Annotated in this window: 22 protein-coding genes; 9 read left to right on the top strand and 13 right to left on the bottom strand. The window is 61.3% G+C overall.

Features of this window, described 5'->3' with window-relative positions; genetic code table 11:
- Positions 1 to 64: 64 nt before the first annotated feature.
- Positions 65 to 634: an elongation factor P gene (locus AC515T_RS08780; RefSeq protein ID WP_003199385.1), complete on the bottom strand. Its 570-nt coding sequence runs from the start codon at positions 632 to 634 to the stop codon at positions 65 to 67.
- Between the two features lie 48 nt (positions 635 to 682).
- The gene (earP, locus tag AC515T_RS08775) at positions 683 to 1,816 is read right to left on the bottom strand and encodes an elongation factor P maturation arginine rhamnosyltransferase EarP (protein ID WP_496532167.1); all 1,134 of its coding nucleotides are present in this window, start codon (positions 1,814 to 1,816) and stop codon (positions 683 to 685) included.
- A 121-nt stretch (positions 1,817 to 1,937) separates the two neighbouring features.
- Here earP and AC515T_RS08770 point away from each other — a divergent pair, with 121 nt between their 5' ends.
- Positions 1,938 to 2,330 (top strand): hypothetical protein, encoded by a 393-nt coding sequence (locus AC515T_RS08770; RefSeq protein WP_496532166.1) that lies wholly within the window; start codon positions 1,938 to 1,940, stop codon positions 2,328 to 2,330.
- A 1-nt stretch (position 2,331) separates the two neighbouring features.
- Positions 2,332 to 2,814 (top strand): GreA/GreB family elongation factor, encoded by a 483-nt coding sequence (locus AC515T_RS08765; protein ID WP_003199378.1) that lies wholly within the window; start codon positions 2,332 to 2,334, stop codon positions 2,812 to 2,814.
- Positions 2,815 to 2,828: 14 nt separating this feature from the next.
- Here AC515T_RS08765 and cysB read toward each other — a convergent pair whose 3' ends face one another.
- The 4 genes from cysB to AC515T_RS08745 form a co-directional block, all read right to left on the bottom strand.
- Positions 2,829 to 3,803 carry an HTH-type transcriptional regulator CysB gene (gene cysB / locus AC515T_RS08760; protein WP_092176949.1) on the bottom strand — a complete coding sequence of 325 codons (975 nt, stop codon included), beginning with the start codon at positions 3,801 to 3,803 and terminating at the stop codon, positions 2,829 to 2,831.
- A 110-nt stretch (positions 3,804 to 3,913) separates the two neighbouring features.
- Positions 3,914 to 4,414, bottom strand: coding sequence for a universal stress protein (locus AC515T_RS08755; protein WP_496532165.1), 501 nt, complete (start codon positions 4,412 to 4,414; stop codon positions 3,914 to 3,916).
- Between the two features lie 96 nt (positions 4,415 to 4,510).
- Positions 4,511 to 5,416, bottom strand: a complete 906-nt coding sequence (locus AC515T_RS08750; RefSeq protein WP_092176952.1) for a 5'-nucleotidase — start codon at positions 5,414 to 5,416, stop codon at positions 4,511 to 4,513.
- Between the two features lie 23 nt (positions 5,417 to 5,439).
- A complete protein-coding gene (locus AC515T_RS08745; RefSeq protein WP_496532164.1) occupies positions 5,440 to 6,393 on the bottom strand; it encodes a putative 2-dehydropantoate 2-reductase in 954 nt (317 codons plus the stop codon).
- Between the two features lie 268 nt (positions 6,394 to 6,661).
- On the opposite strand from AC515T_RS08745, the gene AC515T_RS08740 reads away from it, so the two are divergent.
- Positions 6,662 to 7,738, top strand: a complete 1,077-nt coding sequence (locus AC515T_RS08740) for a 3-deoxy-7-phosphoheptulonate synthase (protein WP_496532163.1) — start codon at positions 6,662 to 6,664, stop codon at positions 7,736 to 7,738.
- 86 nt (positions 7,739 to 7,824) lie between these two features.
- Here AC515T_RS08740 and AC515T_RS08735 read toward each other — a convergent pair whose 3' ends face one another.
- Positions 7,825 to 8,106: a GNAT family N-acetyltransferase gene (locus tag AC515T_RS08735; RefSeq protein ID WP_053120470.1), complete on the bottom strand. Its 282-nt coding sequence runs from the start codon at positions 8,104 to 8,106 to the stop codon at positions 7,825 to 7,827.
- Between the two features lie 635 nt (positions 8,107 to 8,741).
- On the opposite strand from AC515T_RS08735, the gene oprI reads away from it, so the two are divergent.
- Positions 8,742 to 8,993 (top strand): outer membrane lipoprotei OprI, encoded by a 252-nt coding sequence (gene oprI / locus AC515T_RS08730; protein WP_003183784.1) that lies wholly within the window; start codon positions 8,742 to 8,744, stop codon positions 8,991 to 8,993.
- A gap of 124 nt (positions 8,994 to 9,117) precedes the next feature.
- Here the strand turns inward: oprI and AC515T_RS08725 are convergent, their stop codons facing one another.
- The 3 genes from AC515T_RS08725 to AC515T_RS08715 form a co-directional block, all read right to left on the bottom strand.
- Positions 9,118 to 10,089: a L,D-transpeptidase family protein gene (locus AC515T_RS08725; RefSeq protein WP_060738551.1), complete on the bottom strand. Its 972-nt coding sequence runs from the start codon at positions 10,087 to 10,089 to the stop codon at positions 9,118 to 9,120.
- Between the two features lie 308 nt (positions 10,090 to 10,397).
- Complete coding sequence (locus tag AC515T_RS08720; protein ID WP_003199347.1) at positions 10,398 to 10,691, bottom strand: hypothetical protein; 294 nt, start codon at positions 10,689 to 10,691, stop codon at positions 10,398 to 10,400.
- Positions 10,692 to 10,747: 56 nt separating this feature from the next.
- The gene (locus tag AC515T_RS08715) at positions 10,748 to 11,353 is read right to left on the bottom strand and encodes an arylesterase (protein WP_496532162.1); all 606 of its coding nucleotides are present in this window, start codon (positions 11,351 to 11,353) and stop codon (positions 10,748 to 10,750) included.
- A 10-nt stretch (positions 11,354 to 11,363) separates the two neighbouring features.
- Between AC515T_RS08715 and AC515T_RS08710 the strand changes: the two genes are divergently transcribed.
- The 3 genes from AC515T_RS08710 to greB are packed head-to-tail and all read left to right on the top strand — an operon-like array spanning position 11,364 to position 15,083.
- The gene (locus tag AC515T_RS08710; RefSeq protein ID WP_060738553.1) at positions 11,364 to 12,047 is read left to right on the top strand and encodes an ABC transporter ATP-binding protein; all 684 of its coding nucleotides are present in this window, start codon (positions 11,364 to 11,366) and stop codon (positions 12,045 to 12,047) included.
- A complete protein-coding gene (locus AC515T_RS08705; protein WP_496532161.1) occupies positions 12,047 to 14,551 on the top strand; it encodes an ABC transporter permease in 2,505 nt (834 codons plus the stop codon). Before AC515T_RS08710 ends, AC515T_RS08705 begins: the two co-directional genes overlap by 1 nt.
- A 34-nt stretch (positions 14,552 to 14,585) precedes the next feature.
- Positions 14,586 to 15,083 (top strand): transcription elongation factor GreB, encoded by a 498-nt coding sequence (greB, locus tag AC515T_RS08700; protein WP_003199337.1) that lies wholly within the window; start codon positions 14,586 to 14,588, stop codon positions 15,081 to 15,083.
- Between the two features lie 7 nt (positions 15,084 to 15,090).
- Here the strand turns inward: greB and AC515T_RS08695 are convergent, their stop codons facing one another.
- The 3 genes from AC515T_RS08695 to AC515T_RS08685 all read right to left on the bottom strand — a co-directional run bounded on the left by AC515T_RS08695 (position 15,091) and on the right by AC515T_RS08685 (position 18,631).
- The gene (locus tag AC515T_RS08695) at positions 15,091 to 15,399 is read right to left on the bottom strand and encodes a class I SAM-dependent methyltransferase (RefSeq protein WP_496532160.1); all 309 of its coding nucleotides are present in this window, start codon (positions 15,397 to 15,399) and stop codon (positions 15,091 to 15,093) included.
- A gap of 1,275 nt (positions 15,400 to 16,674) precedes the next feature.
- The gene (locus tag AC515T_RS08690) at positions 16,675 to 17,109 is read right to left on the bottom strand and encodes a DoxX family protein (RefSeq protein WP_496532159.1); all 435 of its coding nucleotides are present in this window, start codon (positions 17,107 to 17,109) and stop codon (positions 16,675 to 16,677) included.
- A 100-nt stretch (positions 17,110 to 17,209) separates the two neighbouring features.
- The gene (locus tag AC515T_RS08685) at positions 17,210 to 18,631 is read right to left on the bottom strand and encodes an MltF family protein (RefSeq protein WP_496532158.1); all 1,422 of its coding nucleotides are present in this window, start codon (positions 18,629 to 18,631) and stop codon (positions 17,210 to 17,212) included.
- A gap of 236 nt (positions 18,632 to 18,867) precedes the next feature.
- On the opposite strand from AC515T_RS08685, the gene AC515T_RS08680 reads away from it, so the two are divergent.
- Positions 18,868 to 19,677: a TatD family hydrolase gene (locus tag AC515T_RS08680; RefSeq protein WP_496532157.1), complete on the top strand. Its 810-nt coding sequence runs from the start codon at positions 18,868 to 18,870 to the stop codon at positions 19,675 to 19,677.
- A gap of 150 nt (positions 19,678 to 19,827) precedes the next feature.
- The gene (locus AC515T_RS08675) at positions 19,828 to 21,309 is read left to right on the top strand and encodes a methyl-accepting chemotaxis protein (protein ID WP_496532156.1); all 1,482 of its coding nucleotides are present in this window, start codon (positions 19,828 to 19,830) and stop codon (positions 21,307 to 21,309) included.
- Positions 21,310 to 21,468: the final 159 nt, after the last annotated feature.

Genomic DNA, 21,468 nt, shown 5'->3' with positions numbered 1-21,468 from the left:
GGTGTAGTCCTGAAATAAAAAAGCCCGACTCAATGGTCGGGCTTTTTCATACAGAAGGCTTCGCTTATTTAGCGCGGCCTTTGTAGGAACCGCCTTCGCGGGTATCGATCTCGATCATGTCACCGATTTCGATGAAGTCAGCGACCGACAGCTCGGTACCGTTCTTCAGTTTGGCAGGCTTCATGACCTTGCCGGAAGTGTCACCGCGAGCGGAGCCTTCGGTGTAGTCAACCTGACGCACGATGGTGGTCGGCAGTTCTACGGAAACCAGGCGCTCTTCGAAGAACACGGCTTCACAGACGTCGGTCATGCCTTCTTCGATGAATGGCAGAACGCTTTCGATGTCTTCGGCGTTCAGCTCGTACATGGTGTAGTCAGTGGTGTCCATGAACGTGTAGGTGTCGCCGCTGATGAAGGACAGGGTCGCTTCTTTGCGGTCGAGGATCACGTCGTCCAGTTTGTCGTCGGCGCTGTAGACGATCTCGGTCTTGTAACCGGTCAGCAGGTTCTTCAGCTTGGTCTTCATGATCGCGCTGTTACGACCCGACTTGGTGAACTCAGCTTTCTGAACCAGCCAAGGATCGTTTTCGAGACGGATCACGGTCCCGGGTTTCAGTTCTTTACCAGTTTTCATTGCGAATATCCGAATTTGGATGGGATTTACAAAAATCTAGGCCGCGTATCATATCCAATTTCCATAAAACTTCACCAGCGCTGCGGCAAGATCGGGTCGCGAGGCCTGTTCCAGACACCACGCCTGGGCATGTTCGGCCAGTTCCCGCTGCTCTTGGCGAGTCGCTTTCCAATGTTCGGCCATGTCCTGGCCGGCATTCCAGGCCCGCCAAAGACCGCTGATCGCTTTTTCCGCTGTCTCCGAAAGCCCCTGGGTGTAGAGCCTGAGAAATGCCTCGAGCTTTTCCAGGTGAACGTCTTCTTCCTGCTGGTAGATATGCCAGAGCATCGGCCGACCGGCCCATTGGGCGCGCACGAAGGAATCTTCGCCACGCACGGCGTTGAAATCACAGCACCACAGCAATTGGTCGTACTGATCCTGGCGGACGAACGGCAGCACCTGCACCGTCAGTGCGCCGCGTCGATGCAGCGCACCGGCCTTCAGGCCTTCGACACCGAGCCACCGCTCGACATCGCCCAGCACCCGGCCTTCGGGGACCAGCACATGAAAGGCCTGGGCGTCGGTTGCCATCGCGTCAAACCAACTCGCCAAACCTGCGTTCTCGTAGGCAAACAACGAGATCAGGCAAGCCTCCGGCGCCCGCTCGACGCCCAATCCTTGCAGGAAACGACTTTGCGCCTCGGCATCCTGCTGGAATTGCCGACGCCGTTCCAGCAGACCGGCCTCACGCAGCAAGCCACCTGTTCCCTCCCGAAAGCCTGGGAAAAAGAAATATTTCTGCACGTGCTTGTATTTGACTGACGGTAAACCATGGCAACCGATCACCCAGTCCTCGGCGCTCAAATAATCGAGGTTCATCCACAAGGGCGTGGTCTGGCGCTCAGCCATCGCTTCCATGTAGGCACTCGGCAACTGGCAGGCAAACGCGGCGATCACCACCTCGGCGGCCTCGGTGGGCTGCCAGTCCGCAGGCCAGTGACACACTTGCACACCCTGCTGCCATTGCTCGGACAGGCTGATATCGATTTGCGGACACAGCCGTTCGAAGGCACGCAGGTCGTCGACCCATAGCCGCACCGCGCATGGGTGCTCGGCCACCAATTGCCGAGCCAGGCGCCAAGTGACACCGATGTCGCCATAGTTATCGACGACGGTGCAAAAAATATCCCAGCGCACAGCCATTCCCGACTCCCTATGACAAAGGCCTGATTGTCCCGAATAAACCGATCGCGCAGAAGAGCCGACGGCGATTAATCTTCATGCGACAATCAGCGCCTGCCCATGACTCTGCCAGGAAGCAGCCATGCCCGATCAATCGACACCCTCGCGCCTTACGGCTTTGCAATTGACCTTCAGCATTGCCCTGGGCCTGTGGCTGGGGTTCCTGGCCATCGTGTTGACGGGCTGGCTGCTGTCCAGATTCCTGTTCAACGAACAACTGGCACCGGTGGCCGCCGCCGTCCATCAACTGGCACAACCGCCAGCGGTGCAACCGGCCCCGGAGCCGGAGCCGCCCACACCAATGTTCGAGCAGTATCAGCAGAACCTGCAAAGGAACGAGCAGCGCCAGGCGCTTGATCAGGCCCGCAACAATCCTCGCAACCAGTCCAACCCCAAGTGCCAGTTCTGGCTGCAGCAAGACCAGAACGCGCCCAGTGAAAAAAGCCGCGCCAACGTGCTGCAATTCTGCGAATGATATGAACAAACAGACCGTCCACCAGTTGATCCTCGACAAGCTCAAGATTGATCTCGACATCGCCGAACGCGCCGCGCAGACCGCCTACGAAACCGCGACCCACGAAGAAAACATCGCCGAGAACAAATACGACACCCTGGGCCTCGAGGCGTCCTACCTCGCCGCCGGACAAGCCAGGCGCGTGGAGGAAATCCGCCAGGCCCTCACTCTCTGTCAAAACCTGACGTTGAGGCCTTACGACGAGCAGCGCGGCATTCAGGTCGGCACATTGATTGGTTTGGAAGATGAGGACGGCCGCCAGCAATGGCTCTTCCTTGGGCCGGATGCGGCCGGCTTGAAGGTCTCGCTGGTGGGCCAGCCGATCACCGTCATCACCCCTCGCTCACCGCTGGGCCGAGGTCTGCTGGGCAAGTTCGAAGGGGATGAAGTGGAGATCGTGGTCGCCGGCGCCCGGCAACAGTTCGCTGTCACCGAGGCGATCTAGGCAGGTAATGTTTTTTAGTGCACCGGCAGTTCGACGCCGTCGAACAGCTCTTCGAGTTCCTGCTTGTTGTGACACTGGATGGCCTTGGCCATGACTTCCCGGGTCAGGTGCGGTGCGAATTTCTCGATGAAATCGCACATGAAACCCCGCAGGAAGGTGCCACGACGGAAACCGATCTTGGTCACGCTGGATTCGAACAACTCGCTGGCATCCAGCACCACCAGGTCACTGTCGAGCTTGGTATCGACGGCCATTTTCGCGACGATGCCCACGCCCAGGCCCAGGCGAACGTAAGTCTTGATCACGTCGGCGTCTGCGGCGGTGAACACCACCTTCGGCGTCAGGCCACGATGGCTGAAGGCTTCGTCGAGCTTGGAACGACCGGTGAAGCCGAACACGTAGGTGACGATCGGGTATTCGGCCAGGGCTTCGAGGGTCAGCTTCGGCAGCTTGGTCAACGGGTGGCCATGGGGCACGACCACGCAGCGGTTCCAGCGGTAGCACGGCATCATCACCAGGTCCCCGAACAACTCCAGGGCCTCGGTGGCAATGGCGAAATCCACCGTGCCGTCGGCCGCCATCTCGGCGATCTGCATCGGCGACCCCTGGTGCATGTGCAGCGCCACGTCGGGGTATTGCTTGATGAAGTTGCTGATCACCGGCGGCAACGCATAGCGGGCCTGGGTGTGGGTGGTGGCGATCGACAGGGTGCCTTTTTTCTCGTTGGAGAATTCCTGGGCGATCTGCTTGATGCTTTCGACCTTGCGCAGGATCTCGCCAGCCGTGGTGATGATGCGCTCGCCGGCCGGGGTCACGCGGGTCAGGTGCTTGCCACTGCGGGCGAAGACTTCGACACCCAGTTCGTCTTCCAACAGGCGGATCTGCTTGCTGATGCCGGGTTGCGACGTGTAGAGGCTTTGGGCAGTAGCCGAAACGTTGAGGTCGTGGTGCGCCACTTCCCAGATGTAGCGCAGTTGTTGAAGCTTCATATGTATCCCTCAAAGCAGTTGGACGCCACGGGCATCAGCGACGGTATATAACTATATGGAAGGTTGCGACAATAAATCTAGAACTTTTTATAAAACGCCATCATTTAGCCTCAAGCCTCGCCCTGGCGTCGACGCTGTACCAGCGGCACCAGGTAGACCGGCACCCGGGATAACTGCAATACCCGGGCAGCGGTCCTGCCCAAGGGGGTTTCACCATTCGCCCCTTGGCAATGACTGCCTACGATCAGCAAATCAACGGAGAGTTTCGCAGCCTGCTCCAGGATGACCTGGGAAGGATCGCCCTGATACACCCTGACCGACTTGATCAGTTTCAAGTCCTGTTGCCCTTCCCCCAATTCCTCACGAAAACTGTCGAGCACCCGCTGTTCGATATTGGCCATCACCGTATTCAGACCTTGGCGATGGAATTCGTTCAGCGCCTGCTCGTCGAGATAGCTTTGCAACACCGATTCGGCGAACAGCCCCATCGGCTCTACCGCATGCACCACATACAACTCGGCTTCAAACGTCCGTGCCAGCGCCAAGGCATGCTGCATCACATAAGGGGCATAAAGACCCAGGTCTGTGGCGTACAGCATCGAACGAATCATGTGACCTCCTCACGTGCCAGAATGGCGGAGATTGATTCAGCTTAGCAGCGCCTTGGGGACTGCGACGTGCGGCCTGACGTCCCGGCCCCGAGGTCGTCAGGGCTTTATTTCGTTACTGATGCCATGGGGCACGTGACCGGTGGCGACCACCTCCCGGGCCAGTTCGCAGTGACCGGTCTGGTCATCGAAAAACACATCGGCGGCGAAGGCCTCCAGGAAGGCCGACTTGGTCAGGCCGCCGAGAAACAGCGACTCGTCCAAACGGATATCCCACTCACGCAACGTCCGGATGACCCGCTCGTGGGCCGGTGCCGAACGGGCGGTCACCAGGGCGGTGCGGATGGGGCAGGCGTCCTCGGGAAACTCGCGCTGCAGCGCGTTGAGCGCCGCCAGGAAGCCCTTGAACGGCCCGCCTCGCAGCGGCTCTCGGGCAGCCTGCCGCTCGCTGGCCTGGAAGGCTTCCAGACCACCGGCCTGATAGACACGCTCCGACTCATCGGAAAACAGCACGGCATCGCCGTCGAACGCAATGCGCAGTTCTCCGCTGGCGGCACGACTGGCCCCACCCGACAGGATGGTCGCCGCGGCAAACCCGGCGTCCAGCGCGCTGCGCACGTCCTCAGCGTGGGTGGACAAGAACAGGTCACAGCCGAATGCCTTGAGGTAAGGGTAAGGACTGCGCCCGCCAACAAAGGCCGCGCGCGAAATCGCCAGCCCATAATGATGGATCGAGTTGAACACCCGAAGGCCGGTGTCAGCACTGTTGCGCGACACCAGGATCACCTCGACCCGGGCACGCCCCAGGTGTTCGTTGAGGTCCAGCAGTTTCTGCACGAGGGCGAACGCGTCACCGGGTGCCAGGACTTCGTCTTCATGCTCGATCTGGTATTGCCGATAGGCCTCGACGCCACTCGACAGGTACACCTTGTGGCTTTCCCTCAGGTCGAACAGCGCCCGCGACGAAATCGCCAGCACCAGTTTGTCGTCGATGTTGTTTGCCATGCAGCTCCCCCCTTTCGCCCCGCTCAGCGGTTACAGCGATCCATGAACGCCAACGCCTGATACAAGGCTTCGATTTTCGGCAGCTCACACCCTGCCGCTTTCGCCGCCGCCAATGGCCGGCCGTAGATCGCGTCCAGCTCCAGCGCTCGCTTGTGGGAATAATCGTGGTACATGCTCGGCCAGTAATCGGGCATCTTCTCGGTCATCGTGAACAGATACTCGGCATAACCCGGCGCGATGTGATGCCCGCAGGCTTGCGCACCGCGGACCACCTCCGCCATCAGTGCCTGGATCAATTCGCGGCTATGCTCGTTGGCCATCAACGGCGTGGTACTGGCGCCCAGCAGAACCGAAAGACCGTTGTACGGCACATTCCACACCAGCTTCTGCCAGCGAGCCTGTTGCAGGCCTGGCATGGCCTGGGCCTCGATACCGGCGCTGCGGAACAACCTCGCCGCCTCTTCGACGATCGCCATGCGTTGCGCCTGATCGGCACAGGGACCGCTGTGATAACCGACGTTGACCGCGCCAAGGGCCTGGTGGGCGATGACGCCAGGGCCGACGCGGTGCACGCAGATCAGGCACAGGCCACCCAGCAGATGCAGCGAATCGGGCAACAACGGTCGAAGGTCGCCCTCAACGTCCAGGCCGTTCTGCAGCAACAGGACTTTTGCCCCGTCGGCGGCAGCCTGGGCAATGGCCGGAGCCAGGTCGGCATTGCTGGTGGTCTTGGCGCCGACCAGCAACCAGTCGCAGGGCGGCATGTCGGCTGCCGCGCGATACGCCTGGACGGGGTCGAGGGCCAGCGCGCCGTGAACCGCGCTGTCGATTCGCAAACCGGCTTCGGCCACGGCGGCAAATTCGCTGCGCAGCAAAAAGTGCACATCAAAACCGGCACGCGCCAGCATCACACCATAAAACCCGCCAATCGCCCCGGTGCCGATCATCCCGATCCGCGGTTTAACCCCTGCCTGCATCGTTGCAACTCTCCTGGTAAAAAGCCCCTGCACACTATCAGCGCGAGCAGCCTGGCATGCAATCTTCATTACATCGGCTCACGAATCTGTCCCAGAGCCACCGCCAAGGCCTTTTCCCCAGCCGATAGGGCATTAAACCCGTCCCAGCCCATTGTCGAGCCACCTCGTAACGCGATAAGGTTCGGCTCCCCGACGCGCTTAAAATCCGCTGTGCACCGCCGCGCGGGGATCGCTGGCGGCCGGCACCCGTGACCTGACGAGTAACACGATGGCTGATTTACCGATCAATGACCTTAACGTCGCCTCCAACGAGACCCTCATCACGCCTGACCAGCTCAAGCGCGATATTCCCCTGAGCGACGCTGCCCTGCGCACCGTGACCAAGGGCCGGGAAGTCATTCGCAACATCCTGGACGGCACCGACCATCGCCTGTTCGTGGTCATCGGCCCCTGCTCGATCCATGACATCAAGGCCGCCCACGAATACGCCGAGCGCCTGAAAGTACTGGCGGCGGAAGTCTCCGACACCTTGTACCTGGTCATGCGCGTGTATTTCGAGAAACCCCGGACCACCGTCGGCTGGAAAGGCCTGATCAACGACCCGTACCTGGATGACTCCTTCAAGATCCAGGATGGCCTGCACATCGGTCGCCAGTTGCTGCTGGACCTGGCGGAAATGGGCCTGCCCACCGCCACCGAAGCCCTGGACCCGATCTCGCCGCAGTACTTGCAGGACCTGATCAGCTGGTCGGCCATCGGCGCACGCACCACCGAATCCCAGACCCACCGCGAAATGGCCTCCGGCCTGTCGTCGGCGGTAGGCTTCAAGAACGGCACCGACGGCGGTCTCACCGTGGCGATCAACGCCTTGCAGTCGGTTTCCAGCCCGCACCGCTTCCTGGGCATCAACCAGGAAGGTGGCGTGTCGATCGTCACCACCAAGGGCAACGCCTACGGTCACGTGGTGCTGCGCGGTGGCAACGGCAAGCCGAACTACGATTCGGTCAGCGTCGCACTGTGCGAGCAGGCGCTGAACAAAGCCAAGATCAAGCCGAACATCATGGTCGATTGCAGCCACGCCAACTCCAACAAGGACCCGGCGCTGCAACCGCTGGTGATGGAGAACGTGGCCAACCAGATCCTGGAAGGCAACCAGTCGATTATCGGCCTGATGGTCGAAAGCCACTTGAACTGGGGCTGCCAGGCGATCCCGAAAGACCTCGCCGACTTGCAGTACGGCGTCTCCATCACCGATGCCTGCATCGACTGGAGCGCGACCGAGAACACCCTGCGCAGCATGCACGCCAAGCTCAAGGACGTGCTGCCAAAGCGTCAGCGCAAATGATCGGCCTGCTTCAACGCATAAAAAGCAACGCATAAAAAAACGCCGGACTTTTCAGTCCGGCGTTTTTTTATGGGGAATCCGTTTTCTCAGAGCTTCGCCGCGTGCCGCTGGTGACGCTCCATGTAACGCTCCACGTAGGAGCAGGACGGGATCACCGTATAGCCCATTTCCTCAGCGTACTGCAGCGCCCTTTCGGTCAGCGCCGCCGCGATGCCCCGGCCACGCAAGGCGTTGGGCACGAAGGTGCGATAGATATCCAGGGTCTGCTTGCCCAGGTCCATATAGGTCAGATAGGCACGATGACCGTCCACATTGGTCTCGAACTGATGACCAGCCTGGTCATGGTGGATGGTAACCGCCTCGCTCATCACTACTCCTCGCGGGTCTGAATGCCGACCCCTACCTTACCGATGTTTTTCCGGCGAAGGAACATCTACGCCACCCCGTGCCTTCCTGGTCACCGAGCGCCAAAACCGATCCGCTCAAACCCGAGCACGTCGTGAATAGTAGGCACCAATGACGTAAATGCTCAAGGCACGCCTGTCATCGAGCGGGTAAACCTGGTCGGGTTTATCGATTGAGCGCCATCGTCGAGCGGTAGTCGGTCACGATGCAATAGCTGAACATCGCCAGTTGTTGAGTCTTGAGACGAGCGCGCGTAGTTAAAGTCACCGTCAATACCAATAAAGATGCCTGGGGTGCTGCACAAAAAATGTACAAAAGTGTAGGTGAATCAATAAACAACGACGTTAGCGATGGCTGCAAGAGTTCTCCCTCGCTGCGGAACTTTTTTTCGTCGACGCGCTCCAGCCAAGGGCTTGGGGCTGTATATTTTTTCAACAACCCTAAGAAAAGTTGCTCGAAAAAGAATCACCGCCTACAATTTTTTTGCTTCTTGCGCTACGTCAGTTTACTTACTACAAGTAATGGGTAGTATGTACGCCGGCTAACTCCTCAGTCTGGGGAGACAGTCACTAATAGAAAGTCCTTGAAGGGGAAACCGATGAACAACGTTCTGAAATTCTCTGCTCTGGCCCTGGCCGCAGTTCTGGCTACCGGTTGCAGCAGCGCATCGAAAGAAACCGAAGCACGTCTGACTGCTACCGAAGACGCAGCAGCTCGTTCCCAGGCTCGTGCAGACGAAGCTTACCGTAAAGCTGATGAAGCTCTGGCTGCTGCTCAAAAAGCACAACAGACTGCTGACGAAGCTAACGAGCGTGCTCTGCGCATGCTGGAAAAAGCTAGCCGCAAGTAATAGTCCTTCGGGATTGTTATCGAGCCGACCCATTTTTGGGTCGGCTTTTTATTGCCCGGTGTTTGACCAGGCGATAAAAAACCCGCCGACATCGCGAAACGTCGGCGGGTTGCTTTCGAGTTTTTTACTGTTGCAAGTCGATCGGCGCGCTTGAAACCATCGGTGCCGAGGTATTGGGAACAGCGATTTCCACTGGCAGGCCATCTTCGGCCGCCACCACGTCCCGCACCACGTCCCAGTTCATGCGCAAATTGCTGGTGATGTCTTCGCGCTTGAGCATCGCGTTGATCACCGCGGTGTGCTTGTCCACCACCGACGGGTTGCCCTTGTCGTCCAGCGGCGTGTGCGCTTCCAGGTACACCTTGCCACCGCTCAAGCCCAGCTTGTAGGGGTCGTTGATGATCCGCACCGACGTGCCCACCGGCACCATGCCGGCCATTTCCAGTACGTTGTTGTTGAACATCCGGAAGCAGCCGTGGCTGGTCCGCATGCCGATGCCGAACTTCTTGTTCGAACCATGGATCAGGTAGCCCGGGGTGCCCAGGGTGAACTTGAAAGGACCCAGGGGGTTATCAGGGCCGGCGGGCACGACATTCGGCAACGGGTCGCCGTCGGCGGCGTGTTCGGCCTTGATCGAGGCAGGCGGCGTCCAGGTCGGGTTCGGCGTCTTGGCGATGATGCTGGTGTGGGCGATCGGCGAGCCCCAGCCCTCACGCCCAATCCCCAGTGGGAAGGTGTAGACCACGTTCCGGCCCTTGGGGAAATAGTAGAGACGGTACTCGGCCAGGTTGATCACGATGCCCTCGCGCGGGCCCGGCGGCAGGATGAAGCGAGTGGGCAGCACGATCTCGGTGCCAGCACCCGGCAACCAGGGATCGACCCCCGGGTTGGCGGCGACCATCTCGCTGTAGCCCAGGTCATAGGTGGTGCCCAGGTCGGCGAAGGTGTCTTCGTATTTGGCCTTGATGACTTGCACCTGGCCAATGATGTCTTCACCCGGCGGTGGCAGAGGCAGCTCGAGTGCGGCAACGGGGCCCGCCATACACAGGGCGGCAAGAGACAGGCAGCGGGCGACGGCAGGCAAGCGCGGCAACATCCGGGAAATCCTTCGCAGATCGAACAGGGGTATGAAAACGGCGATTGTACACTGCCACCCGTTATTTCGGGGAGAGCGGCAATGAGGCGTCCGATGCGCAGCATTTTTTGAGGTATTCACCGGATTGGCATCCACTACAAATTCCTGTGGGAGCCGAGCTTGCTCGCGATGGCGGTGGGTCTGCTTGCATTGATGGTGAATGGACCGCCGTCATCGCGAGCAAGCTCGGCTCCCACATTGGTTCCAGGGAGTTCAAAGATCCGGCGTTCACCACAGATTTCTGTGGAAGCGGGCTTCGAATCCGGGCGCTACAACTCGAACCGCAGCTCCGGCCAGATCGGCGAGGTGCCGCGCTTCTGGGATTCCAGGATCGCCCGGCACAGCGAGCACAGGCGATGATCCTGGAAAATCTTGCGGTCGACGCTCGACCAGCGCGGCTGGGCCGGCAGCAGGCTGCCGCAGAGGGTCCGGTCGGCCGAGCCACCGAGTTCCAACTGCCGCGTCACCAGGTGCACCCGTACTTCCTGGCAGGCGAACAGATCCAGCTGCTCGTCAGGCTCGATCAGTTGGTAGGCAAACAGGGACCAGGCGGGACGCGGCATCGGGGGCTCCAAATCGGGGGCGCCACATTAGCCGAAAGCCCGCCTGTAGAAAAGCGTCAAAGCAGCGGTTTGAGCGTCGGCCAGACATTTTCCAGCAACTTGCCCTGGGCCGCGACGGACGGATGCAATCCGTCGGCTTGCATCATGGTCGGAACGCCACCGACGTCCTTGAGGAAAAACGGCACCAGCGGGACTTTTTTCTCCTCGGCCAGGGTGCTGTAGACCCGGGCAAAGGCATCGGTGTAGCGCCGTCCGTAATTGGGTGGCAATTGCATGCCCAGCAAAAGCACCTTGGCACCACTGGCGCGGGCGCTGTCGATCATCGCTGCAAGGTTTTGTTGCAATTGTGTTGGCGGTTGTCCGCGCAAGCCATCATTGCCCCCCAGCTCCAGGATCACGAGGTCCGGCTTATGGGCCGCAAGCAGCGCCGGCAGCCGCGCCTGGCCTCCGGCGCTGGTGTCACCGCTGATGGAAGCATTGACCACTTTATCGTCAAAACCCTCGGCCTTGAGCCGTTGTTCGAGCAACGACACCCACCCTTGCCGGGTATCCAGGCCGAAAGCCGCGCTGATACTATCGCCAACGATCAGGACTGTACCCGCCGCTGCGTTCTGGGCCATGCACATCAAGGCCAGGCCGGCACTCAAAAACCACACACGCATCGGATTCTCCATGGGCTCAAGCATTCTCACCGCGACGGACCTTAGCAAAGTGGTCGCCAGCGCGGAAGGTGAACTGACCATCCTGCACGAACTCAGCCTGGAACTGAACAAAGGCGACAGCCTGGCCATCGTCGGCGCGTCCGGTTCCGGCAAATCCACCCTCCTGGGCCTGCTGGCCGGCCTCGACCTGCCCAGCAGCGGTGAGGTGACGCTCGCCGGCCAGGCCCTCAGCGCACTGGATGAAGACCAGCGTGCGCGGATCCGCGCCGAGCACGTCGGTTTCGTTTTCCAGTCGTTCCAGTTGCTCGACAGCCTCAATGCGCTGGAAAACGTCATGCTGCCGCTGGAATTGGACGGCCGCAAGGATGCCCGCGAACGCGCCACGCAACTGTTGCAGCGCGTCGGCCTGGGCCAGCGCCTGACCCATTCACCGCGCCAGCTTTCCGGTGGCGAACAGCAACGGGTGGCGATTGCCCGCGCCTTTGCCGCCGAGCCCGACGTGCTGTTTGCCGACGAACCCACCGGCAACCTCGACAGCCACACCGGCGAACGCATCAGCGACCTGCTGTTCGAACTGAACAAGGAACGCGGCACGACCCTGGTGCTGGTCACCCATGATGAACGCCTGGCCCATCGCTGCCGGCGCCTGATCCGACTTGAAGCCGGCGAGATGGTCGCCCCTCTGGAGCCTTGATGGCACGTTTGCCGCTGTTGCGCCTGTTCAGTCTCGCTGTCCGTCAATTGCTTCGCGACGCCCGCGCCGGTGAGTTGCGGGTGTTGTTCTTCGCCCTGCTGGTGGCGGTGGCGGCGAGTACCGCCATCGGTTACTTCGGTGCCCGCCTCAACGGCGCGATGATGATGCGCGCCACCGAATTCCTCGGCGCCGACCTGCTGCTCGAAGGCAGCGCGCCAGCCCGCCCGGAGCAGATCCGCAGCGGCACCGAACTGGGGCTGGAACACGCCCGGGTGGTGGAGTTCTCCAGTGTCGTGGCCACCGACAATGGCATCCAGCTGTCCAGCGTCAAGGCGGCCGATGACAACTACCCTCTGCGCGGCGAGCTGAAAAGCACCCCTGCCCCATTCGCGCCGGAAGAAACCGGCGGACGTCCGAACCCTGGCGAGGCCTGGGTCGAGGCACGGCTGCTGACGGCACTGGACCTGAAGATCGGCGACAGCATCGACGTTGGCAACCAGACCCTGCGGCTGGCCCGAGTGCTGACGTATGAACCGGATCGCGCCGGCAACTTCTACAGCCTCACCCCGCGGGTGCTGATCAACCTCAAGGACCTGGAGGCCACCGGCGTGGTGCAACCGGGCAGCCGTGTCAGCTATCGCGACCTGTGGCGCGGCCCGGCGCCGGCCCTGCAGACCTATCGCGATCTGGTCAAGCCTGGCCTTGAACCCAACCAGCGCCTGCAGGATGCCCGCGACGGCAACCGGCAGATCGGCGGTGCCCTGGGCAAGGCCGAGCGTTACCTGAACATGGCCAGCCTGGTGGCGGTGTTGCTGTCCGGGGTCGCCGTCGCGCTCTCGGCCAACCGCTTTGCCACCCGACGCTTCGATGCCAGCGCCCTGCTGCGCTGCCTGGGCCTGTCACGCCGGGAAACCCTGGTGCTGTTCAGCCTGCAATTGACGGTGCTGGGCCTGCTCGCCAGTATCAGCGGCGCCCTGCTCGGCTGGGTCGCCCAACTGGGCCTGTTCGCCCTGCTGCATGACTTGCTGCCGACCACCGTTCCACCGGGTGGCCTGCTGCCGGCCATCGCCGGGATTGGCACCGGGCTGGTGGCGCTGGCGGGGTTCGCCCTGCCGCCACTGGCTGCGCTGGGACGAGTGCCGCCGTTGCGCGTGCTGCGCCGGGACATGCTGCCGATCCCTTCCAGCTCCTGGGTGATCTACGGCGCCGCACTGGGTGCCCTGGGCCTGATCATGTGGCGCCTGAGCCTGGACCTGGTCCTGACCTTCGCCCTGCTGGGCGGTGGCGTCGTTGCCGCGCTGGTGCTCGGCGGCTTGTTGTTGCTGCTGCTCCAGAGCCTGCGTCGCCTGCTGGCCCGCGCCGCCCTGCCCTGGCGGCTGGGCCTCGGCCAATTGCTGCGCCATCCCTTGGCGGCGGCTGGCCAAGCCCTGGCGTTCGGCCTGATCCTGTTGTCCATGGCGTTGATCGCGCTGCTGCGCGGAGAGTTGCTGGACACCTGGCAAAACCAGTTGCCCAAAAACGCGCCGAACTATTTCGCCCTGAACATCCTGCCCAACGACAAGCAGGCCTTCACCGACAAGCTGCTGGAATTGTCCGCGCAATCGGCCCCGCTCTACCCCGTGGTACCCGGGCGTCTGATCAGCATCAATGGCGAACCGGCCAAGGAGTTCGTCACCAAGGATTCGGCGGGCGACCGGGCGCTGCAACGCGACCTGAGCCTGACCTGGGCCGCGGATTTGCCGGCGGGCAACGTCGTCACCGCGGGGACCTGGTGGCCGCAGCAACCACCGGACGATGTCCCGGGGGTTTCGGTGGAAGGCAAAGTGGCCGAGAACCTCAAGATCAAGTTGGGCGACCGCCTGGTCTTCAGCGTGGGCGGCGTCAACCGTGAAGCGAAGGTCACCAGCCTGCGGGAAATCAACTGGGACAATTTCCAACCCAACTTCTTCATGATCTTCCAGCCCGGCACATTGAAGGACCTGCCCGCGACCTACCTCACCAGTTTCTACCTGGCGCCGGGTCACGACCAACAGATCGTCGACCTGTCCCGGGCGTTTCCGGCGGTGACGATCCTGCAAGTCGAGGCCCTGCTCGAACAACTGCGCAGCATCCTGGCCCAGGTGACCCTGGCCGTGGAGTACGTGTTGCTGTTTGTGCTGGCAGCGGGGATGGCGGTGCTGTTTTCCGGCCTGCAGGCGACCCTCGACGAACGGATTCGCCAAGGCGCGCTGTTGCGCGCACTGGGCGCCGGACGGCCCCTGCTGGTCAAGGCCCGGCGCATCGAGTTCGGCCTGCTGGGTGCGGTCAGTGGCCTGCTCGCGGCCCTGGGTTCGGAACTGGTGAGCCTGGTGCTTTACCGGTACGCCTTCGACCTGCCCTGGCACCCGCATCCATGGCTGTTGGTATTGCCGCTGCTGGGGGCCTTGTTGATTGGCGCGGCCGGGGTGTTCGGCACCCGTCGGGCGCTCAACGCCAGCCCGCTGACAGTATTGCGCGAGGGTTGATAGACTCCCGGCTTCGCTATCACAAGAAGTTGCCATGAGCCGTTATCGCCCACCCCGCACCGCCGGCACCGCGCTGATCACCCCCGAGGGTGAAGCGCGGATGCGTGCTGAATTCCATGAGCTGTGGCATGTGCGCCGTCCCCAGGTGACCCAGGCGGTCAGCGAGGCGGCGGCCCAGGGTGATCGTTCGGAAAATGCCGAATACACCTATGGCAAGAAAATGCTGCGGGAAATCGACAGTCGCGTGCGCTTCCTCACCAAGCGCCTCGAGGCGCTCAAAGTGGTCAGTGAAAAACCCAGTGATCCGAACAAGGTGTATTTCGGTGCCTGGGTCACGGTCGAAGATGAGGACGGCAAGGAATCACGCTATCGCATCGTCGGCCCGGACGAGCTGGACCTGAAACAGAACCTGATCAGCATCGACTCGCCGTTGGCCCGGGCGCTGATCGGCAAGGCCCTGGACGCCGAGGTCAGCGTCCAGACGCCCACAGGCGAGAAGCGGGTCTATATCGTCGACATCGCGTATCCGTAATCCCGCCTCAGCGGCGCGTGATCAAGCCCTGCCGTGCGACACGGGTCAGTTGCCGAATCATTTCAGGGGCGCCCGCTGCGCTGGGAGACTGGATGACAGCCAGGTCGAAGCTGTCATTGGCAAAACGCGCCAGCGACTCACCGTCTTCGACAAACTGGATCAGGAAAGCAGCAGGCCCGTGGTTGCGACGCGGCCAGCCGTCGAGGTAACGCAAGAGTGTTGGCTGGTGAGTGCCGCCCAGGAGAATTTTCGGGTTGCGTTGCACAAGGTTCGCCGTGATCGGCGCAAGACGTACAAGGGGACTGGGTGCGTTCATCGTGTCGTGTCTCTGCCTCAAAAGTCTGCATGGCAGGTGAGAGGCAACACCGAACCAGCGCTTTAGCGGTATTTCGAAGCCGTGTCTTTCCGGCTTCTATCGGCGACGGGATGGGTCACCTGGCGCCCCGCAAGTAGCTGTTTAAATCGGCGCATGAGCGGCATCCTAGAGAAGCTGACCGGTCAGTGTCAAGAATCACTCTCCATAAAATGACCCGTACAAGAAGTGATGCTGTTCACTTAAGGAAACGGTACTTTTCCGAGGGGGGGAAAGCGCCGTTTCCTTGGGGTTGGGTTGGGCTGGGTTGGGTACATATCCGTTGCTGCGGTAACGGCCACTTAGGGTTCCGCCCTTACGGCGGGTCACTTTTGGAAGAGCGCCAAAAGTAACCAAAAGCGCTTTGCCCCACCACTCGGCACCTCGCCTAGGCTCGGTGTGCCCTCACTCCGGCATTGCTCCGTGGGCCGCCGCGAAGGGCCATCCATGGCCCAGCGCGGCTATCCCGGCATCCATGCCGGGATGCTCACTCCACAATACCTGCGTTCGGCCAGCGTGGTTTAACGGGGCGTCCAGATCAAGATCCAAAGCAAGAGCAAGAGCAAGAGCAAGAGCAAGAGCGGGTTACATGCCAGCATCTGCTTAGCTGAACCACCGCTATCGCGAGCAAGCTCGCTCCCACCCCACGTTGGATCTTCAGCAGACACAAAATCCATGTACGCCGCAAAACCTGTGGGAGCGAGCTTGCTCGCGATAAGGCCGGCACATCCAACATCACCGCAAACTGACCCACCGCCATCGCGAGCAAGCTCGCTCCCACATTTTATTCCCACAGGGGAAACGCGGTCCCACCATGAACCATGTCGGCTATCAGGCCGCCTCGCGGTGGACGTTGATCTCGGGCGCCCCGTTAACCACGCTGGCTGAACGAAGGTGTTGTGGAGTGGGCATCCCGGCATGGATGCCGGGATAGCCGCGCTGGGCCATGGATGGCCCTTCGCGGCGGGCCCACGGAGCAATGCCTTCGTTCAGGCATGCCGAGCCTAAGCGAGGCACCAAGTGGTGGGGCAAGAGCGTTTTGGTTACTTTTGCGCTCTTCAAAAGTGACCCGCTGTAAGAGCGGAACCATGAGCCGCCATTACGCAAAAAACGGATATACACACCAAAACAACTAACCACCGAGCTTTCAAAAAAAACAAAAAAACGGCGCTTCCCATTTCTGAAAGAAGCGCCGTTTTTCCTAAGTGAACAGCATTACGTACAAGACAGGCCTCGGACTCAACCCGCGATGGCGCGATCGACCGACAGCTTGCCCGCCCCTTCGATCAGCACGGCAATACTGCCCGCCAGCAACGCCAGGGCGAACTCATAACCGTTGTTGGCCATGAACAAGCCGTTACCGATGTGCACGGAGAAAATTGCCACCAGCGACAGAAAGGCCAGGCCCAGTGCCGCAGGACGCGCCAGCAGACCGATGATCAGCGCCAGCCCGGCGAAAAACTCGGTACCGCCCGCCAGTGTCGCCATCACATAGCCCGGGGTCAGGCCGATGCTCTCCATCCACTGCGCCGTGCCTGCCAAGCCGTAGCCACCGAACAGGCCAAAGAGTTTCTGCGAGCCGTGGGCCGCAAATATGACACCGACGACGATGCGCAGGACAGTCAAGCCATAGCCGGCGCGGGTGAACAGAACTTTGTTGATGAGAGTGCTCATAGGTCATTCCTTGGGAGTAGTAGGGAGTTGGCCGCTATATTAATCAATAAAATTCATGTTAAAAGCGGAAAAAATCCGTAATACCAATCAGTTTATTCGATCACTTACGCAATGCAACCTTTTGCTCCTTCGGTTCCAAGGACTCCCGTTCACGATCAAATGCCAGGTAGTACTTATTCACACTATTAACATAGCTGACGGCGCCCATTCCTACCTGCTCCATGGCAATGCGTTCGACCTGGAAAAACCATTGGTTGGGGTTCAGCCCCCGCCGCCGGGCCTCGGCTCGCATGCCTTGGACGCGCTCGGGGCCCATGTTGTAGGCCGCCAGGACGAAGGCCATGCGTTCGCGCTCGTTAAGCTTGGGGCTGGCAAAGAACTTGCGGCGGATGAGGGCCAGGTACTTGGCGCCGGCCTGCACATTGGCGTCCAGGTTCTGGATGTTATCGACTCCCACGCGTTGGGCCGCCGCCGGGGTGATCTGCATCAGGCCGGTGGGGCCTGAGCCGCTGCGAGCGTTGGGTTGCAGGGCTGACTCCTTGAAGGCCAGGGCCGCCAGGTTGAGCCAATCCATGCCCTGGGCATTGGCATGTTTTTGCAGCACCGGCCGCAGGTTTTCCAGGCGTTGGCGGTTGGCCCGGGCCAACGGATAGTGGACCTGGTACAAACGCCGATAGATGCGCAGGAAATCCGCGTCCTGGTTGGAAGGCACCTTGTAGGTCGCCAGGAATCGGTCGATGCTGGCGCGCAACATGGCGGCGTCACGGCGAACGAACCAATACTCGTCACCCGGTTCACCAATCAGCACCTGGCGGTCGAAGCGCAGCTTGGGCAGGATCTTGCCCCAGCGCTCGGCAATGGGCTGCTCGACGATGGTCAAATGGAAAATCCCGCCCTGGACCATCTCCAGGACATCCTCCACAGCCAGGGTGGGATCGACCCATTCGATCTTCACCGGTGGCAGCTTGAGCAGCGCCAGCTTCTGGTTGATCTGACTCACGGCATCCCCCGCCGCGCTGCCGTTGGGCAGGGCCAGGGTCTTGCCGGAAAGTTGCTCCACACGGGTGTAGCGTTTCTCGCCCTTGATGCCCACCAACAGCAACGGCACGTCGGTACGGATCGGACTGCTGGCGCTGACGGCATGGCCGGCCTGGGGCTCGAGCAGCTCGCCCGGCGCGACGAGGTCGCCCTCCCCTCGCTGCAAGGCACCGAGCAGTTGGTCCTTGGCTTTGGGAATGATCTTTAGAGTGATTTCCTGGCCGTCGCGGGCGTGGCCGTTGAGGTATTGCTCGAAGGCGCGCAGCCGATGGTATTCGACGCCAATGGGTTGCCCCTGGACTTCGCCGGAGCTGTTGCGGCTCTGGTTGACCAGCACCTTCAACACGCGGCTGCCGCGGATCTGCGCCAGGTCGCGCACCGTACCCGGCGCTACCGCCTGCACCGGCCCGGGCAGCCGCGCTTCGGCCGGCATCGGCAGCAGCAGCGAACAACACAACAGCAACAATACCTGGGGACGTGTCATCCACTCTCCGGAAGGAATACTGCGGACCGCCTCCGTGAAAAAACGAGGCTGAGTCGACAGAAACAGAGCGCCCGAGGCGCTGAAAAAGTGCGGAAGACTGGCACAGTGGTGGCGTTTATACCAACCCGATGTGTCTCGCGGCCTTAACAGACAGCCTCAACTCGTTGTAGTTCTTGGCTTTTCTTATAAATCTACAGCTCTGATATGCTTTCCGGCCTTTGGGCCGAGGTAGCACCATGCAACTCATCGATATCGGCGTCAACCTGACCAACCCCAGTTTTGCCGACAAACACCAGGCGGTGCTTGAACGCGCCTATGCATCCGGGGTCTGCCAACTGGTCTTGACCGGCACCAGCATCGAGGGCAGCGAACAGGCCCTGGAACTGTGCCAACAGCTCGACGATACCGGGGAACGACTGTTTTCCACCGCTGGCATTCACCCCCACAGCGCCAGCGAGTGGACCGCCGACAGCGCCCGGCACCTCAAGGATCTGCTGATGCACAGCCGCGTGCGCGCGGTGGGAGAATGCGGGCTGGATTTCAACCGCGACTTCTCGCCCCGCCCCCAGCAGGAAAAGGTCCTGGAGGAACACCTCGCCCTGGCGGTCCAGTTGCAATTACCGGTCTTCCTGCATGAACGCGACGCCGATCAGCGCTTGCTGGACATCCTCCGGGAGTTTCGCGATCAATTGCCGGCGGCCGTGGTGCACTGCTTCACCGGAGAAAAAAAAGCGCTGTTCAGCTACCTCGATCTCGACCTGCATATTGGTATCACCGGCTGGATCTGCGACGAACGCCGGGGCACGCACCTGCACCCGCTGGTGCGCGAAATACCCCGCGGTCGGCTGATGCTCGAAAGCGACGCGCCGTACCTGCTGCCTCGCACGCTGCGGCCCAAACCCAAGAACGGGCGCAACGAGCCGGCCTACCTGACGGAGGTCCTGCGCGAAGTGGCCTTGCACCGGGGCGAAACCCAGGAGGATCTGGCAGCCCACAGCAGCGCCTGCGCCCGGACGTTTTTCGGGTTGCCCACCCTTTCCGAATGAACCCACAAGGGGTCTGGTTATCTATTGGTCCCTATAAAAATCCCCGGCACCTATATTGTCTGTTGACCCACATCAAAATCCCGGCACCTGAATAGCGGCAAAATAATGGCACCTTGCCAATGCTGTTTCCGCTATCAGAGAAGACCTTCCATGGGTGCCTGGCTTAGCAATATCTCGTTGAAATACAAATTCTGGGCGGTCAATGCGGTCGCCTTTGTCACCACGTTGCTGCTGGTGCTCTACGCGGTGCACCTCGAACAGCGGGCGCGCAACTACGCGGCACAGGCGAACGCCCAGGCCCAGGCACAGGTGCTCGATGCCTGGCCTGCCGGGCAACCTTTGCCCAAGGGCGCCCACCTCTTGGCGTTCCATCGCGATCAGGCCCCAGTGTTCAACGACCGACCGTTGCCTTCGCTGGCCCAGGCCAATGGCTGGGTCGAACTCGATGCCGGGCCCCTGCTTGGCAACGATCCGCTGCTGGGTGCCCAAGTGATCCGTCGAGATGACGGCCAGTCACTGGCGGTGTTGGCCCAAGGTGCAAGCCTGAGCCAAGTGTTCGGTGAACGCTTCAGCCAATATGCCGTAGCCGTGTTCGTGTTGATGCTGGCGATGTTGGGCGCGTCGCAACTGTTGATCCGCTTTTTGCTCAGCCAACTCAACACGCTCAAAGACGTGATGCTGCATGTGGAAAAAACCGGTGACCTTTCCGCCCGCGTGCCCCTGGCCTGCAAGGACGAGGTGGGCCAGATGGCGGCGGCGTTCAACGCCATGCAGGCTGGTTATCAACGGGTGGTCGACACCGTTGCCAGCACGGCACGGCAGTTGGACAGTGGTGCGGCGCGCCTGGCGTCGAGCATGAACGAGGTGCGCCACGGCATGCTCGGCCAGCAAAGCGAAACCGATCAGGCCGCCACGGCGATCAACGAAATGTCCGCCACGGTCTATCACATCGCCCAGCACGCCGGCGCCACCCGCGACCTGTCGAAAACCGCCGACACCCTGGCCGGCAACGGTCACGAAGTGGTCGGGCGGGTGCAGCAGTCGATCACCGGGTTGTCGTCGGGGGTGCAGCAGACCGCCGAAATGATCCAGCGCCTGGCCGAAGACAGCCAGAAGATCAACGGCGTGGTCAATGTGATCCACAGCATCGCCGAACAAACCAATCTGCTGGCCCTGAACGCGGCGATCGAAGCGGCGCGGGCCGGGGAAATGGGCCGGGGGTTTGCCGTGGTGGCCGACGAAGTGCGCAACCTGGCCAAGCGGGTACAGGCCTCCACGGATGAAATCACCACCATGGTTTCGGCCTTGCAAGCCGGGACCCGGGACGCGGTGGACTTCATGCAGGAGAGTTCGCTCAAGGCCGACGATTGCGTGCAACAGGCCCGCGAGGCCGGCGAGGCGCTGGCACAGATCACCGCAGCGGTGGCACAAATGCGCGAGAGCAACACCCAGATCGCGGTCGCGGCCGAACAGCAAAGCCACGTCGCCGAGGAAATGAACCGGGCGGTGGTGAGCATTCGCGACGTGACCGAAAACACCGTGCGTCAGACCGTCGACTCAGCCACCACCAGCCATGAACTGGCGACGTTGGCGGGGGAGTTGAGCAAGGCGATTGGGCAGTTGAAACTGTAGAACACCGACCTGCCGCGGCGCTTCTGTGGCGAGGGAGCTTGCTCCCGCTGGAGCGCGCAGCGCCCCCCAGAAGCTGAACCCCATGAACCTGAGACACCACGGCTTGCAGTTTGGGTCCGCTTCGCGGCCCAGCGGGAGCAAGCTCCCTCGCCACAACAG

This window comes from Pseudomonas sp. FSO-7, from assembly GCF_059579345.1.
The sequence above is the reverse complement of the archived record's forward strand: the minus strand, read 5'-3'. Positions and strand labels throughout refer to the sequence as shown.